The organism is Cytophagales bacterium (assembly GCA_033344775.1).
Lineage (GTDB): Bacteria > Bacteroidota > Bacteroidia > Cytophagales > Cyclobacteriaceae > JAWPMT01.
Window position 1 is genome coordinate 25,812 of the sequence record JAWPMT010000003.1, and the last position, 16,908, is coordinate 42,719.

Consider the following 16,908-nt stretch of genomic DNA (forward strand, 5'->3'; position numbering starts at 1 on the left):
ATGAAAACTTAAAAGTAAAATGGCCTGATCTAAAGAACAGGCCATCCCTCCATTCGGTTTATTAATTCTATCAATCCGGATTATACATATAACCCAGTGTAGCAGCGACCATTGCTTTTAAGCCTGGTAGCAACCCCGCATCATCCACGTAGAAATCGGGTGTGTGGTGCGGCGCAGCTTTGCTGGGGTCGGTGCCCTCAGGACAACCGCCTATGAAAAAGAATAAGCTGGGCACTTCTTGTGCATAAAAAGAAAAGTCTTCCGCTCCGGTGATGGCCTTGCGCAAAGTAACGTTTTCTGCACCAACCGCATTTTTAATGTAGGGGACCAGCTTCTCGGTAAGTGCAGGGTCATTGTAAGTAACCGGAACACCTTTGGTGATTTCCAGGTCTACTTTCGCACCCATACTTTCACCAATATTAGTGGCTACTCGTTGGAAGTCGGCGTGCAGTTTATTTTGCATGTCTACATCGAGCGTTCGAATGGTTCCGATCATTTCCACTTCTTCAGGGATGATGTTGTTTCTGACGCCACCACGGATCAGGCCGGCTGAAATGACCGCAGCTTCCTTGGTCAATTCCGTATTACGGCTGATGATGGTCTGAATGCCGTTGATGATCTGTGCGGCCGTTACAATTGGATCTACTCCCGCCCAGGGAGCTGAGCCATGTGTTTGCGCTCCTTTGATCTTCATGACCCACCGATCTGCAGCAGCTAACGTGCCTCCGGGCTTGTAGGTGATTTTTCCTACAGGGGTCTGTGAATTGATGTGCAGACCGATCATGACATCTACATCCGGATTTTTCATTACGCCTTCTTTGACCATCAGCCCTGCGCCGCCTTCTTCACCGGGAGGAGCTCCTTCTTCTGCAGGTTGGAAGACAAATTTTACGGTTCCGCGAAGGTCATTTTTCATGGAAGCAAGGACTTCCGCCGCACCCATCAGAATAGCCACATGGGTATCGTGACCACAAGCATGCATGACACCTACTTTCAGACGATTGTAAGTCGAAGTAGCTTTAGACGCCCAGGGGATGTCCACACGTTCTGTTACAGGAAGTGCGTCCATGTCTGCACGCAGCCCTACCACAGGTCCTGGTTTTCCGCCTTTTAATACACCTACCACGCCAGTTTTGGCCACGCCCTCCTGTACTTCTATTCCGAGGCTTCGGAGGTGTTCAGCTATTTTCTTTGCCGTATTGAATTCCCGGTTAGACAATTCCGGGTTTTGATGAATATCGTGACGCCATTCAATGACCTTACTTTCTGTTGAAGTCGACAGATCCATGGCTTTTTTTGATACTTTCGATGGCTGTGCATCAACCACCGTCCATACAATAACTAGGTAAAATATTGATATAAACTTTCTCATGATGATTGAAAGTTACTCGATTTTCAATTTTAACCTCATTCCAATTGAATAATCCATGTAGAACGACTTCAGCGCGTCACTTTTGATACTTAGCGGACTGAAATTCATTCGACTTCTCATTAAAAACCTTCCTGGTTATGCTGGCATATTTGTGTGCTGTGCACCTAAAATAAGAGTAGCATTATTACTTGAACTGTGTTATTATCGCAATGTGATTGTACAGGTTTTTCTGATTTCCGGACTGATCAGCTTTTTCGGAACGATCCCTCCGGCGACGATCAATGTTACCGTGCTTCAATTGGCACTCAAGAACCGTGCAAAACAAGCGGTGGCACTAGCAATAGGTGCGGCCATTATCGATAGCTTTTATGCCGGATTGAGTGTAAATATTGCCGCCTATCTGGAGCAACACCTGGCTTTTTCCAATTCGTTTTTCCTGATTGCAGCACTGGCATTGCTGGTGCTAGGCACCATTTCCTTGTCTGGTAAGTTCAAACCGGAAGTAAAAGCCCTTGAAAAACAATCTAAAATAGGGTTGGGGCAAGGCTTGCTATTGGGACTGTTCAATCCACTGGCCATGCCTTTTTGGCTTGGATGGATATCTGTCCTTCAGATGAATGGCTGGATCGATGTGGAAGGTTACAATTATTGGGGATTCATCTTAGGTGCGTTCGTAGGGGAAGTGAGTTTGCTTATGATCGTTGTTCGGGTAGGGGAACGCTTTACCAAAATTGCAGAGAACAGATTGTTGGTCAATATCATCCCCGGAGCCGTATTAGTCATACTTGGCATTGTCAACTTGATCAATTGGTTCTCCTTTTACTGGTAGCTTAAATGGTGAGAGTGAGGGTACTGGGGCCAGCCAATAAAACCACATGACAACAATCGTGACCTACGAGAAATGAATATTGTAGTGCCAACTGCCCATTGATATAACCCGTCAATTGTAGGCAATGCCCTTCTCTGGGTAAAAAGTCCGTCATGTAGTCCGCCGCGATCACATACCCAATTTCAGGTTCAACAGTTTGATCCACTGCAAGTACTTCTCCAGAGTCCAGGTCTCTCAGTTCAGTTTCATCCAGGATGACCGGTTCTCCATCCTCATCCACTACGCTAACTCTGATCACCGAATAAAAGAGTTGACAGACGATTTCATCGGGGCAGGGATCCGGAGCGCCAATTTCCTCGTTGCATGAGGATCCTATGAGTGGTACGATTTTAGGATCAGCTTCGTCCGTGTCCGAGCAACTCATGCCGATCACAAACAATAGGGCAAATATTGGCTCCAGTTAATTAAGGTTGATATTACTGGATAAAAACTTTTGAACTTCTATCCGGTAATTTAAGACAATTTATAACTGAATGGTGGTGTCTCCTTCCAACAGTAAAATGTGGCAACAGTCGGCTCCCACCAGGAATACCTGACGCAGTACCTCCTGGCCATTGATGAACCCGACAAGTTCTAATTGCTGGCCACCACTCGGAAGGTCATGGCGCATAGAGTCGTCCGCGATAGGGTAGAAATCTCCCGATTCCCATTCCAGATTAATGGTTTCATTGGTCTGGAGGTTGGTTACAGTAAACTCATCGAAAATGACGCGTGTTCCGTCGCTGTTCAGCACTTCAACCAGGATGGATCGGAATTCAGTGGTACAAACAAGGTTTCCTGAGCAGTCGTTATCATCATTCCCACAACTGATCAGGAACATTACAAAAAAAAATAGTAGGCTTAAGCGTTTCATATCAAAGCGATAGTTCAACAGTTGTATTTCCTTCTAATAAAATGACGTGGCAGCAATCATGTCCGACGACATAAATTTCCCTAATGACTTCTTCGCCATTTAATATGCCGACAAATTCTATGCGTTGACCACCCCTGGGGATTTCATTGAGCATGGAATCATCGGCGATAGGATAGCTATCCAGGCCTGGTACGCTTTCCAGGTCGATGGCAGTTTCAGTATCTAAATTCGTCGCTGTAAAAGAATCCAGGGTCACGGATTCCCCATCCGTGTCTACGACGGTGATCAGTACGGTTCGGAATTCCTCGGTACAAACCAGGTTGCCATTACAGTCGTCTTCGTTGCAGCTTACTGCTACTATTCCAAGCAACAGTAAAAAAAAGTATCTCATGTGTTAAAAAATTAATTGATTTAGGCAAGGCAAAAGCCTTGCCAAAGTCCAATAACATGTAAGGAAGATTACATTTTAACTTAAATTTTTCCCTTCTGCGAAACATTTTTCTTGCCTATACGCTTGGATAATTATAAAAAATTACCCTTTGGTATTTTCGTAACCATCTAATAGCTAGGAAAGTATGAAAATTCAAGATCTAGAAATTATCCAGAAAGTATTGGGATTATCTCCCGAGGACCAGTCTGAAGTATTGAATTACATTGAACATATCTCAAAAGTGAGAGAGCTAAATGCGCATGCACAACATCAGGAGCAAGGCCTCCGAGAGATCCAGCAAGCCTTCACCTCGCAACTTACTTTTTAAGACCATTTGTTCATGACCTCATCAGTGAGGTAAGCAGCCATTTTTGCGGTTTGCTGTTCGCGATCGTAGTGTGGATTCAATTCAGCGATATCCATACTGATCAGTTTTTTGCTTTCAGTGATCAAGTGCAAGAAGGGGATAATTTCCTGAAAGGTAAATCCATTTACAGTAGGTGCACTGACTCCAGGACACAGACTCATATCAAATCCATCCAGATCTACAGTGAGGTATAAATAGTCGATGGAAGCGATAAAATGTTGAACGAGCGATTGTGAGTCCTTGTCTGCCATGCTGTTCCGTTCAATCACCAATACGTCATTTTCCTTCGCTGTGTCGAATAGTTTTTTGGTGTTTCCGCTTCGCTGAATGCCAATGCAGCAATAATTAAAATCATCTTCTTCCTGAGCAATTTGCCAGAAAGGCGTACCTGAAGAAGGATGTTCCTTTACCTCTCGTAAATCAAAATGAGCATCAAAATTGATGATCCCAATCTTCGCTTCATTCCCTAGTGCTTTTCTAATGCCATTGAAATGGCCATAAGCAATATCATGTCCTCCGCCTATAACCACCAACTGCTGTTTTGCCAGCAAAGCCTTAGCTACAATTTCTGAAAACTGGGCTTGTGTCGATCCGAGATTAGCATCATGACAAGTGATATCTCCCAGGTCATGAATGGCGGCAATATCATGTGCAGCCAGATTGGCAAGTGCTTTTCTAAATGCTTGCGGCCCATCTACGGCACCTACTTTCCCTTTATTTCTGCGGACACCTTCGTCACAGGCATAACCTAAGAGGCTAAATCCCGGGCCGTAGTTAGGTAATTGATGAATGTGTATTGGCTTCACGATCTGGTGCACGCGATACTGACTGATATCAGTTTGACTGTCAATTCGGCCGGTCCATATACTGGAGTCTGTTAACTGGTACCTATCCATGGATTCGGGTTCCGTTTTTCCAGGTGCCAACGGGTTTCATTTGGCCCTGATAATATAAGATGTCACGATAGTCCGAAGTTGGAAAAGCAACCAGATCACCCATTTTGCCTGGTGTTAATTGGCCGCGATCCGTAAGGCCTAAAGCTGCAGCAGCTCTAAAGGTTAAACCTGCGAATGTTTCAGCTGTACTCAGCTTTTCCATGGTACTCAGAATAGCTGCCTGAGTAAGAAGGTCCCCCATTGGAGCCGATCCGGGATTCCAGTCACTGGCGATGGCCAGACAGCCTCCTTGGTCCAATAATTGTCTTGCGGGTGTAAAAGGGCACCCCAAACCCAGTGAAGCACCGGGTAAGGCAGTGCCAATTACATCACTTTTGGCTAATCTTAAAATATCTTTTTCAGTACTAGCTTCCAGATGGTCTACACTTCGAACGCCGACATTAACACCCAATTCGCTACCGCAGCTACTGAACTGGTCTCCATGAATAGTGAGGTCAAATCCCATTGACTTGGCAGTTTCCAGATAGGGCTGACTTTCTGCTACAGTAAATGCCCCTTCTTCTGTAAAAATGTCGATCCGCTGCGCTAATGATTCTGCTTTGACGGTGGGGAGCAAATCTGACAACATTAATGTCAGGTATTCTTGATTAGTGCCTGGGAAATCTCTGGGTTTGGTATGTGCCGCCAGACAAGTTGCGACCAGCTCAATTGGAGTAGATTGCTGCGCCTTCTGGATCGTACGAAGCATTTTCAATTCCTCTTCTACCGAAAGACCATAACCACTTTTCACTTCACAGGTGGTAATGCCGTACAGGATTTGACGAGATATACGCTGGAGCATTCCTTCCAGCAAGTCATTGGCGGAAGCCGCTCTGGTATGAGTTACGGTATCCCAAATGCCTCCGCCAGCTTTTGCGATCTCCAGGTAGCTTTTGCCGGCGATGCGCATAGCATAGTCTCGTTCCCTTGTGCCTCCAAAACAAATGTGTGTATGACTATCTATGAGGCCCGGAAGTGCAACCATAGGGCTGGTGATCTCTTCCAATTCATCAAAATCTCCCGATTTCAATTCGGCCCATGGACCCACCTGGACAATTACTTCATCATCGACGAGTATACCTCCGTATTCAATGACCTCCAGTTCATCGTCTTTTATCGCACCCTTTAGTACAAGACCTTTCAGAGTGACCAATTGCTGAAATGGACCAATCAGCTTCATAGGATCAAGTCATGTTTTTTACCAACAGTTACCGCTTCTTCATAGCCTGCATCCATGTGTCGGATCACACCCATGGCCGGATCATTGTGGAGCACACGTTCAATGCATCTTTCGGCACGATCTGTACCATCCGCAAGGATTACAACACCTGCGTGCTGGGAGTAACCAATCCCAACGCCACCACCGTGATGGAAAGAAACCCAGGTAGCGCCGCCGCCTGTATTGGCCATCAAATTCAATAGTGGCCAATCGGAAACTGCATCCGATCCATCTTTCATGCCTTCTGTTTCTCGGTTGGGAGAAGCCACAGAACCACAGTCGAGGTGATCTCTTCCGATTACAATCGGGGCTTTGACTTTTCCAGTCCTGACCAGGTCATTGAAGATTTTTCCGGCTTTCTCTCTTTCTCCGAGGCCTAACCAGCAAATACGGCAGGGCAGTCCTTGAAAAGCGATCTTTTCTTTCGCCTGGGTTAACCAATTGATCAGGTGCGTATTCTCGGGAAATGCTTCCATCAGTGCCTGATCAGTGACATAAATGTCCTCAGGGTCTCCTGACAAAGCCGCCCATCGGAACGGACCCTTACCTTCGCAGAACAATGGACGAACATAGGCAGGGACAAAACCTGGGAAGTCAAAGGCATTGGGTTCACCACCTTCTTGTGCAAAAGCCCGCAGGTTATTGCCATAGTCGAAGGTTATGCTGCCACGTTTTTGCATTTCCAGCATGAATCCTACATGTCGCGCCATGCTTTTGATGGATTTGGAGCGATAGGCCTGAGGATCGTTAGCTCGTAGTGTCTCCGCTTCTTTGAGAGAAATGCCATGCGGTACGTATCCATAGATCGGGTCATGAGCAGAAGTCTGATCTGTAAGTACATCCGGGATGATGTTATCCTGAAGCAATCTTTCTAATACATCACCAATGTCACCAACCAATCCAACGGAAAGTGCTTCTCCTTTTTCCTTAGCAACCATTACCCATTCGACGGCTTCTTCATAAGAATGGGTCATTTTATCGATATAGCGTGTGGCAATCCGCTTTTCTATCCGGGCAGGATCAATGTCTACGCCCAGAAATGCAGCTCCGGCCATGGTCCCTGCCAAAGGCTGAGCACCACCCATTCCTCCCAGGCCACCGGTTACCAATAGTTGGTGTTTTAGGGTACCGCCAAAATGTTGCCGGGCACAGGCAGCAAAGGTTTCATAGGTTCCCTGCAAGATGCCCTGGCTTCCAATATAGATCCAGCTTCCGGCCGTCATTTGACCATACATCATCAAGCCTCGATCTTTCAATTCATTGAAGTGGTCCCAATTGGCCCATTCAGGAACGAGGTTGCTGTTGGCGATCAGCACACGTGGAGCCTCGGCATGTGTTCTGAGGATTCCTACCGGTTTTCCGGATTGTACCAGCAAGCTTTGGTCATCTTCCAGGTTAAGCAGGCACTCGATGATCTTTTCCAGGGACTCGCGATTTCGGGCAGCTTGCCCCGTTCCGCCATATACTACCAGGTTTTCCGGATCTTCGGCCACATCAGCATCCAGGTTATTGAGCAGCATGCGCAAAGGCGCTTCGGTTTGCCATGACTTGGCATTCAGCGTTGTTCCAGTTGGAGCCTGATAACGGGGATGAGCAGCGTATTGCTCAATAAATTTCGTATAAGTCATAATACTCTGTTTTGAACTGAGGGAATTTTTCGATGCTCACCATATTCGTAAGCTCTCTCGAAGTAATGATGGCTAATGCCTGATTGATATCCGCTGAGAAAACCCGATCCTGATCAGCATGATCAATGTGTTTTCTGATAGTGGCGTGAATGGCTTCCAGTACCTCTCCAGACTTTAAAGGTCTTCTGAAATCGAACGCCTGCGCGGCACACAACAATTCAATGGCCAGGATCTTTTCCAGGTTATTGATGATTTTCAAGGCTTTTCGTCCGCTGATGGAGCCCATGCTTACATGATCCTCCTGGCCCAGCGAAGTAGGTATGCTATCTGCACTTGCCGGATAGACCAAACTCTTGTTTTCACTGGCCAAAGCCGCACTGGTGTATTGACAAAGCATAAATCCGGAGTTGATGCCCGTATCCTTCATTAGCAATTTTGGCAGTCCTTCCAGTCCTTCAAGTGCCAGATAAATACGACGATCGGAGATGTTGCCAAGTTCGGAAGCGGCCAGGGCAGCATAATCCAACGGCAAAGCCAGTGGCTGTCCGTGGAAATTGCCTCCGCTGATGGTCAGCTCTTCATCAATGATGACCGGATTATCGGTGACAGCATTTAATTCAGTTTCCACCAGTTCTTTCAAATGGAGCCAGGCAGTTCTTGAGGTGCCATGAACCTGTGGAATGCACCTTAAGGAATAAGGGTCCTGTACCCGGTCGCAGTTTTCGTGCGAATGCAAGATCTCCGAATCCTCCAGCATACTATGGATGCGCTGAGCAACATGCAGGTTCGCCGTGAAGGGCCGGACTTGATGCAACTGTTTCAAAAAAGGCTTGATCGAGCCCATCAGCGATTCGATCATCATGGCACCGATCAGATCCGCATGGTCCAGGCAATTGTACAGTCGCTCAACGACCAAAGTGGCATGGGCGGCGATGAACTGCGTTCCATTGATCAACGCTAGTCCTTCCTTAGGCCCTAATGATAAAGGTGCTAACTCATGGTTAGTGAGAACCGATGCCGGATCTGCTTCGATATCTGCGATCCAAACTTTTCCAAGACCTATCAACGGAAGGAACAAGTGTGCAAGTGGTGCGAGATCTCCGGAAGCGCCAACAGAACCTTGTTCAGGCACACAAGGAACCACATCATTTTCAATGTGCCAAATGATCCGTTCAAGCAAACCCAATGAGACACCAGAAAAACCCTGGGCCAGGGAATGTGCTTTGAGGATCAACATGATCTTAGACAATTCCTTAGAAATGTAATTACCGACTCCCACGGCATGACTCCTTAGGATGTTTTCCTGAAGGATCTGGGTATTTTCTTTTGAAATGATGGTATTGCACAAGGGGCCGAAACCCGTGTTGATTCCATAAACCACTTTTTCAGCTGCGACAATGTCCGAAACGATTTCAGTACTGTGCTGAACTTTTTGTACGGTTTCATGGTGCAATACGCCTCGTTTCGAACCTCGTGCCAGATCCAGCACTGTGGATACGGTCAGAAAGTCTTTTCCGTAATGAAATACACGTTGATTCATGGCAGTAACAATCAATTGAGGTACAAAATAATTAGGTAGTTTTGATAACTGGAAATACCAATTTGTATAGTGATTGATGCTTGTGAGTAATCAGATAGAACTTCGACACCTTACCTATTTTAAGGTAGTTGCGGAGGAATTACATTTTCGACGTGCTGCAGAGCGGCTGCACATTACCCAGCCTGGATTGAGTCGCCAAATCAAGCAACTGGAAGAAGTGATTGGCACGGCACTATTTGTTAGGGACAAACGAAGTGTTCAGCTAACAGCATCCGGGAAGTTCCTTTTAGGAGAAGTGGATGTGATCCAAAATCAATTGGAGCAGGTCATTCAGACGACTCGTTTAATTGGGAAAGGAGAGGAGGGTGAGCTTCGAATCGGTTTTGTCGGAAGTGCCATGCATGGCGTCATTCCTGATTTGTTGAAGCAACTTTCAACGCAGTTTCCCAAGATCCATACTCGTCTGGACCAGCTGGACAACCGGCGACAGATAGAAGCCATTACACATGATAGGTTGGACATTGGTTTCATAAGATCACAACAGGTACCGGAAGGTGTCAAAAGGTTAGAAGTTTTGAATGAACCTTTTTCATTGGTATTGCCAGCAGGCCATGTCTTAACGACTCAAAATTTTCAACAGATCAGTCAATTGCGTCATGAGCATTTTATCTTGTTTTCACAAGACTACAGCTACGACTATTACCAGTTGGTCATGAGTATTTTTGACGCGGAGGGATTTGCTCCCAAAGTGATTCATCGGTCGGTACATCCCAGTACCATATTCAGACTGGTAGAGCAAGGATTAGGTGTGGCCATTGTGCCGAGTTCATTACAGCACGGTTTCGATCTTAAGGTTCGGTTCATCAGTCTGGATCGGCTACCACAAAGAACGGTTCTGTCTGCTATTTGGAAGCAAAATAACCGAAATCCCGTGTTGGAAAAATTCGTTACGTTAGTCAGAAAATAGCGCTCAGAATAGTAAAAAAGCCCGATTTTTCTCAAGTTTCTCGTTTTTTCGTCCAAATTTTTACACAGGTTTTTAGCCGCGCATGGATCGATATGTCCGTTGGGGTACTTTTCTTTCAAACGCGTATTGAAATTCGGAATTAAAGTAGGGGTATTGGGATTGTAGGATTGTCTTGACGTGACTTCATGTGCATACATGAAGCTGTTATTACTAAACCAATTTTTATAAACCAAAACTAGAGAGAATGAAGAAAATTCTATTTTCATGTTTTGTGTTATTGACTCTTGTTTCGCACGGAGTGATGGCACAAGAAAGGACAGTATCGGGTACTGTCACCGGAGAAGACGGTGATGGATTGCCGGGTGCTAACGTGCTGGTGAAAGGCACAACTACGGGGACCCAGACGGATTTGGATGGGAACTACCGTTTAACCGTCGATGCGGGAGCTACATTGGTCTTTTCCTATGTAGGTTTCGAGACGCAAGAGGTCGTAGTAGGTGCAAGAACCGTGATTGATGTTTCTTTGGGAGGTGTTACTGAGCTACAAGAGGTAATCGTTGTTGCTTATGGAGAGTCTACCAAAGAAAGTTTTACGGGTTCTGCAGCACTCATTGGTGCCAGAGAGCTTAGAAACAGAGCAGTTACTTCACCTTTGGCAGCCATTGAAGGAAAAACCACTGGTGTTCAGTTTACTTCTCCAGCCGGTCCTGGTGCTTCACCTGGAATCGTGATCAGGGGAGTCGGAACACTGCAGGGACAAACTGCTCCTTTGATCATCGTAGATGGTATCCAATTCAATGCTCCTTTAAATACCATCAGTCAGGATGATATCGAATCATTCACGGTATTGAAGGATGCAGCATCTACTTCCCTTTATGGTTCTAGAGCGGCGAATGGTGTGATCATCATTACTACCAAAAAAGGAAAAAGAGGTGGTATCAGTGTCAATGCTTCCATGTCACAAGGATTGGTGTCTCGAAGTGTTCCTTTCTACGATCAGGTGACTCCTGGTCAATATTATGAGACTTATTGGGAAGCACTTAGAAATACTGGTGCTGCCGGTGGCGATCCTCAGTTTGCTACTGATAACATTTATAACCAGCTAGGTTACAACCCATTTAATGTGGCCAATGGCGAGATCGTTGGAACTGATGGCCGATTGAACCCTAACGCCCGTGTTATTTATCAAAGCCTTGATTGGTTTGATGAATTGGAAAGAACTGGCGTTAGAAGCAACTACAATGTGAACATTCAGGGAGGTGGCGAAGATCACTCTGTATTCTTCTCTGCTTCTTATTTGGAAGATGAAAGCTACGTCATCAGGTCGGGTTTCGAGCGTTTGACTTCACGATTGAATGCGGAATTCAATGTGAATGATCGCATCAAAGTAGGTGGTAGCGGTAACGTGTCTCTCACTGAGACCAGAGGGCCGAGTTCAGCAGGTGGCGGAAGTATCGTAAACCCTTTCAGCTTTTCTCAAAATATGGGATCAATCTATCCGGTTTTTGTGAACGACCTGAATGGAAACATCGTACGAGATGCAGCGGGTAATCCTGTTTGGGACAATGGTGAAGGATTTGCTGATTTCAATATCGGATCCAGACCAAGAAACCAGGGTCGTCATGCGATTCAGGAATTGACTTTGAACAACGAAGGAGATAAAGATAACACTTATGGTTTCAGAGCTTTTACTGATGTGAAAATCATTGATGGTTTGAACCTACGAGTGACTTACGGTGGTGATTTCAGTGATTTCGTAGAAAGTGAGTACGAAAACGCCGTGATTGGTGATGCACAACCTGATGGCCGATTGAGCCAGACTCGTTTGCGTCAAACGAACATTACGTTTAACCAGGTGCTGACCTATAACAAAGACTTTGGTAATCACACCATCGGACTTACTGCAGGTCATGAAAGCTTCGAAAGAGAACGTTCTTTTATTGACGGATTGAAAACGATCCAGGCCTCTAACGGGATTTTTGAGTTCGATAACTTTTCAAACATTGTTCGTCTTAATGGAGCAACTTTCAATAGATCATTGGAAGGATACTTCTTCAGAGCGAATTACGATTACCAGAACAAGTACTTCCTGAGTGCTTCTGTGAGAAGAGACGGCTCTTCTGTATTTGATAAGGATAACAGATGGGGAACTTTCTATTCCGTAGGTGCTTCATGGCTCCTGGATCAAGAGGTATTCATTCAGAATATCCCATTTTTAAGCGCTTTGAAACTACGTGCATCTTATGGTGAGGTAGGAAACGACAACCTTGGGTTAGATCGTTGGTATTTGTCTCAAGCCTTATTCGGAATCACGTCAAATGCCGCGACTCCTGCAATCTTGATTGATGCAATCGGTAACAGCGAACTGGTTTGGGAAACTTCAGCAAGCTGGGACGTAGCCGTTGAGTTTGGTTTATTCGATGATTTCATTGAAGGTTCTGTTGAGTATTTCAAAAGAAACTCAACTGATTTGCTTTCTCTGCAGCCAATTGCACCTAGTAACGGTATCAATGAAGTACCTGTAAATGCGGGAGATATGTTCAACGAAGGTCTTGAGCTTTCATTGACAGGTCACCTGATCAATAATAATGGCTTTACCTGGGATGTTACCTTACTTGGTACCACGTTGAAAAACGAAATCACCAGCTTGAATGCACCATTCCGTGATGGATCTAAAAGATGGACTGAAGGACGTTCTCGATTTGATTTCTTCCTTTACAGAACTGCAGGTGTAGATCCTGAAACGGGTGATCAGTTGTACTTCCAGTATGATTTTGATGAGAACAACAACAGTGTTCCTGTACTGGATGAAAATGGTAACCACGCCACTACTACTGATTGGTCTACTACGCAAAGAGGTTACACTGGCCACTCTTCGGTTCCTGATTTCTTAGGTTCTATCAACAATAGCTTTACTTATAAAGGCTTTGACCTGAACGTCTTGCTTACCTATGGAATTGGCGGTCATGTACTGGACAATGCTTATGCTGGTTTGAATATCGCTAGTGATTATGGACGTGCATTGCACCCAGATATCCTGAGAGCTTGGAGACAACCAGGTGATATCACTGACGTTCCAAGGTTGGAAATCGGTAACCCTGATTTGGTTCAGACACAATCTGATCGATTCATTACTTCTGCTACTTTCTTCGCGGTAAGAAACGCTAGCCTGGGATACAACTTTGGTCCTAATGTATTGAACAACATTGGTTTAGGAGATTTGAGACTTTCAATCACTGGTGAGAACCTGTTTTTGCAAAGTGAGAGAGATGGCCTGGATCCTCAATACAATATTGCTGGTACTGCTCCTGGAGATGATTTCGTTCCTCAGAGAATTTATTCTTTCCAACTGAACGTTTCTTTCTAAAGCATTAAATATTAATTGATTATGTCATTTAAAATAAAAACATTCCTATTGGCGTTTTGTGCTTTCGCATTGACAGCATGTCAGGAAGATTTCCTGGAGCAAACGCCTACAGATGCTATTTCTGCAACTGACGCCCTGGCGAGTGTAGAGAACATGCAATTGGTACTGAATGGTATCCATAGAGGCTTGTACTCACAGTCTCAGACAGTATTCCCAGGTGGTAATACAGCTAGAGCTAACAACCATTTCTGGGTACCAATGGGTGATAACCTTGTCGGAATCCTGATCCATACAGCGAATGCCAATAACCTGGGTTGGAGAAACACGATGCAGTGGAATGATCACACCATTCCTACTTCTTTGACTAATGAGTTGTTGTGGTATCACCGTTACAACATCATTGCACATGCAAACTTGTTGATCAATGGTATTGCTGATAGTGGTTTCCCGGATACTCCTGAATTGAATGAAATCTTAGGTCAGGCGTATACTTACCGTGCATATGCTTACTTGTCGTTAGTTCAGCATTACGGACGTGGATACATCATTGGTAATCCTTCTTCTGATCCTGGTGTGCCTTTGTTGTTCTCTACTGAATCTCCATTTACCAGTCAGCCAAGATCGACTGTTCAGCAGGTTTACGATCAAGTAGATGCTGACCTTACTGCTGCAATCGCTGCATTTGAAAATGGTGGTGGACGTGTAGGTAGTGGAGCTGTAGCCAAGTCACAATTGAACGTCAATGTGGCACATGGACTAAGATCACGTATGGCTTTGTCTATGGGTGACTGGGCGACTGCAGCTTCTGCAGCTATTGCTGCCAGAGATGGTTATCCATTGTTGAGTGAGGCAGCATGGATGTCAGGATTCAACACCAATACGCTTTCTGAAGTAATTTGGGGTAGCAATGTGATTGATGCGGAAACTACTTTCTTCCGTTCTTACTTCTATTTGGCAAGCAACACCTTCAACGGTAGCCAGATCAGAAATAACCCTAAAGCGGCGGACCGAAGAATGGTTGACAGGATCCCTGCTACCGATTTTAGAAGAAATGCATTCCTTCCGGATGCACCTAACTCTAATACTTCCGCTGCAAATCAGCAAGGTGGATGGGCTAATAATACCAATCCTTTGTACACTACTGAAGCTGAATTTGATGCTGCAATTGCAGATATCAAGTCTACTTACGGGCTGGTATCAGGTCACAACACGCACCCTTACATGCACTTCAAGTTGAGAAATGCGAACCCAGGATCTATTGATCCTGACGATGTGATCTACATGCGAAGTGCAGAGATGTATCTAAACGAAGCAGAAGCAGAAGCGATGCAGGGAAATATTGCCGCTGCTCAAACTGCGCTACAAGCACTGGTTGGCACTAGGGATACTGGTTTTGATGCCACTACATTCACGACTACTGATGCATTGATGGATGAAATCATGTTCCAGAGACACTTAGAGCTATGGGGTGAAGGTTTCGGCTATACCGATCATATCCGATGGGATATCGGTGTTGATCATGCTGCTGACGGTGGTTCAGGAGCTTCTGAAGTATTGTATCAGGATGCATACCAGATCGCTCAACCTTCTATGAATGATGAGTGGATTTTCAAAATTCCTCAAGCAGAAATCGATGCGAATCCTAATTTGACAGGATCAGATCAGAACTAATTTGACTTTGAATAAAGCCATATATAGGTAGATTTTTTAATATTCGAAAAAGGTCGTCCAACAGATTGTTGAGGCGGCCTTTTTTTATGGTTTTTGATCAAAATGACCTGGCTTTTTGAGTTCCACGAAGTAATTGATTAAGGTCCTTTTGCCGGGTAGGTTACAATCGGTCAATTGGAATTGGAAGGTGGGGCAGCTACGGGTAATTTCACACCAAAATATTCATTCTATAATTCAATAGATATGCCAGAAGCCGGGATCATTTCCAAAGTAAGCCAGTTAAATTTTCAGGAGACCTACGACAAGTTAAAGCATGTCATCAGTGACAATCCGAATCTCAAACTCATTCTGGAGTTGGACCATCAGGCCAACGCCGCCTCCGTGGATCTCACTTTACCACCCACGCGAGCAATATTTTTTGGGAATCCCAGATTAGGAACCCATTTGATGGCTTCCGGCGAATTTGCTGCCTTAGATCTTCCTCAGAAAATCGTAGTTACAGAAAGGGAGGGAACCATTACAGTTGCTTATAATGACCCGGCGTATTTGAAAGCTCGTCATGATATTGAAGGTCAGGATGAAGTCATTCAGAAAATAGCAGGAGCCCTGGACAAGATCACATCAGTGGCTACGCAAGCATAGCGTATCTTAGTCAAAAGTATTATACATGCTATTGTAAGGTTGGCTTATGGAAATCAACGAATCAATCAAAAATAGAAAGGGACCAAGAAAGGTAGAGGATGTCTCGGCTGAGGTACTCACCCTGTTGAACGGTGGAATGCTGGAAACCGTCAACCTGACGGAATGGCTGGCCATTGATCATATAGCACTGATCGAAGGTATTTCTAGTGAACTGGGCATAGGGAAAGCAGAACAGGGACAGATAACCTCAGAACTCAAACTGCAGAAAAAGCCTACCTCCATGAGCAGTACCAAGGTAGTCGGTGCAACGCTCTATCGGTTGTTTCATGCTGAGCCTACTTTCGAAGCATTGTTTCAAGGATTAAGTAACCACACGTCTGATACGGTAAGAGGCTATGCGGCTTATCTAATTGGTTTAGATGAGTCTTTATCCATAGAAGCTAAATTGCTCAAAGCAAAACCTTTGGTCGCGGATCACCATTTCGGAGTTAGAGAGGTCATTTGGTTCGCGATACGTCCAGCCATTGATGAATCACTGAATACTGCCATTGACTTTCTGTCGCTTTGGACGGAAGATAAAGACGAAAATGTAAGACGGTTCACCACGGAAGCTACCCGGCCGCGGGGAGTTTGGTGTAAACAGATTCAGGCATTGGTTCAAAATCCAGAGTTAGCGTTGCCGATCTTAGAGAAACTCAAATCAGATAAGACCAAGTATGTACAGGACAGTGTGGGCAATTGGTTGAATGATGCCAGCAAGTCTCAACCTGATTTTGTGATTGACCTTTGCGAGCGATGGCAACAAGAGTCCCCAACGGCAGAAACAAACAAGATCATCAAAAAAGCCCGAAGGACGATTGATAAGAAGAAATAAATGTCACACTGACTAGCCGTCTGCGAGCCCGTCGAAGTGGACATTATACTCGTTGTATTTACTGTTCCCAATAAATGCTTCGATAAGCTGTCTATGACGGATTGAAGATATTGTTGATGAATTAAGTATAAAGCGCGTGAAAGAGATACCGGAC

At 45.1% G+C, this 16,908-nt stretch carries 15 protein-coding genes; 7 read left to right on the plus strand and 8 right to left on the minus strand.

The genetic code is table 11. The features are described 5' to 3' along the window. Positions 1-70: 70 nt before the first annotated feature. Positions 71-1,372: an amidohydrolase gene (locus tag R8G66_08585; GenBank protein ID MDW3192408.1), complete on the minus strand. Its 1,302-nt coding sequence runs from the start codon at positions 1,370-1,372 to the stop codon at positions 71-73. Positions 1,373-1,583: 211 nt separating this feature from the next. On the opposite strand from R8G66_08585, the gene R8G66_08590 reads away from it, so the two are divergent. Further along, positions 1,584-2,201 (plus strand): LysE family transporter, encoded by a 618-nt coding sequence (locus tag R8G66_08590; protein MDW3192409.1) that lies wholly within the window; start codon positions 1,584-1,586, stop codon positions 2,199-2,201. A gap of 1 nt (position 2,202) precedes the next feature. On the opposite strand, the gene R8G66_08595 is transcribed toward R8G66_08590, so the two are convergent. The 3 genes from R8G66_08595 to R8G66_08605 form a co-directional block, all read right to left on the minus strand. Continuing rightward, complete coding sequence (locus tag R8G66_08595; protein MDW3192410.1) at positions 2,203-2,625, minus strand: hypothetical protein; 423 nt, start codon at positions 2,623-2,625, stop codon at positions 2,203-2,205. A 99-nt stretch (positions 2,626-2,724) separates the two neighbouring features. After that, complete coding sequence (locus R8G66_08600; GenBank protein ID MDW3192411.1) at positions 2,725-3,114, minus strand: hypothetical protein; 390 nt, start codon at positions 3,112-3,114, stop codon at positions 2,725-2,727. Position 3,115: 1 nt separating this feature from the next. Beyond that, positions 3,116-3,505 carry a hypothetical protein gene (locus tag R8G66_08605; GenBank protein ID MDW3192412.1) on the minus strand — a complete coding sequence of 130 codons (390 nt, stop codon included), beginning with the start codon at positions 3,503-3,505 and terminating at the stop codon, positions 3,116-3,118. Positions 3,506-3,689: 184 nt separating this feature from the next. On the opposite strand from R8G66_08605, the gene R8G66_08610 reads away from it, so the two are divergent. Beyond that, a complete protein-coding gene (locus R8G66_08610) occupies positions 3,690-3,872 on the plus strand; it encodes a hypothetical protein (protein MDW3192413.1) in 183 nt (60 codons plus the stop codon). On the opposite strand, the gene hutG is transcribed toward R8G66_08610, so the two are convergent. The 4 genes from hutG to hutH are packed head-to-tail and all read right to left on the minus strand — an operon-like array spanning position 3,869 to position 9,233. Next, positions 3,869-4,807 carry a formimidoylglutamase gene (hutG, locus tag R8G66_08615; protein MDW3192414.1) on the minus strand — a complete coding sequence of 313 codons (939 nt, stop codon included), beginning with the start codon at positions 4,805-4,807 and terminating at the stop codon, positions 3,869-3,871. The two genes, R8G66_08610 and hutG, sit on opposite strands and share 4 nt — an antisense overlap. Next, a complete protein-coding gene (gene hutI / locus R8G66_08620; protein MDW3192415.1) occupies positions 4,800-6,026 on the minus strand; it encodes an imidazolonepropionase in 1,227 nt (408 codons plus the stop codon). The genes hutG and hutI overlap by 8 nt, the downstream gene beginning before the upstream one ends. Next, the gene (gene hutU / locus R8G66_08625) at positions 6,023-7,693 is read right to left on the minus strand and encodes a urocanate hydratase (GenBank protein ID MDW3192416.1); all 1,671 of its coding nucleotides are present in this window, start codon (positions 7,691-7,693) and stop codon (positions 6,023-6,025) included. Before hutU ends, hutI begins: the two co-directional genes overlap by 4 nt. Further along, entirely contained in the window at positions 7,671-9,233 is a 1,563-nt protein-coding gene (gene hutH, locus R8G66_08630) for a histidine ammonia-lyase (protein MDW3192417.1), read from the minus strand. Before hutH ends, hutU begins: the two co-directional genes overlap by 23 nt. A gap of 82 nt (positions 9,234-9,315) precedes the next feature. Here hutH and R8G66_08635 point away from each other — a divergent pair, with 82 nt between their 5' ends. The 5 genes from R8G66_08635 (at position 9,316) to R8G66_08655 (ending at position 16,754) form a co-directional block, all read left to right on the plus strand. Further along, the gene (locus R8G66_08635; protein ID MDW3192418.1) at positions 9,316-10,200 is read left to right on the plus strand and encodes a LysR family transcriptional regulator; all 885 of its coding nucleotides are present in this window, start codon (positions 9,316-9,318) and stop codon (positions 10,198-10,200) included. Between the two features lie 244 nt (positions 10,201-10,444). Beyond that, on the plus strand, positions 10,445-13,567 hold the full coding sequence (locus tag R8G66_08640; GenBank protein MDW3192419.1) for a SusC/RagA family TonB-linked outer membrane protein: 3,123 nt from the start codon (positions 10,445-10,447) through the stop codon (positions 13,565-13,567). 21 nt (positions 13,568-13,588) lie between these two features. Next, on the plus strand, positions 13,589-15,238 hold the full coding sequence (locus R8G66_08645) for a RagB/SusD family nutrient uptake outer membrane protein (GenBank protein ID MDW3192420.1): 1,650 nt from the start codon (positions 13,589-13,591) through the stop codon (positions 15,236-15,238). Between the two features lie 174 nt (positions 15,239-15,412). Then, positions 15,413-15,880, plus strand: a complete 468-nt coding sequence (locus R8G66_08650; protein MDW3192421.1) for a DUF302 domain-containing protein — start codon at positions 15,413-15,415, stop codon at positions 15,878-15,880. 46 nt (positions 15,881-15,926) lie between these two features. Beyond that, complete coding sequence (locus R8G66_08655) at positions 15,927-16,754, plus strand: DNA alkylation repair protein (GenBank protein MDW3192422.1); 828 nt, start codon at positions 15,927-15,929, stop codon at positions 16,752-16,754. Positions 16,755-16,908 lie beyond the last annotated feature (154 nt).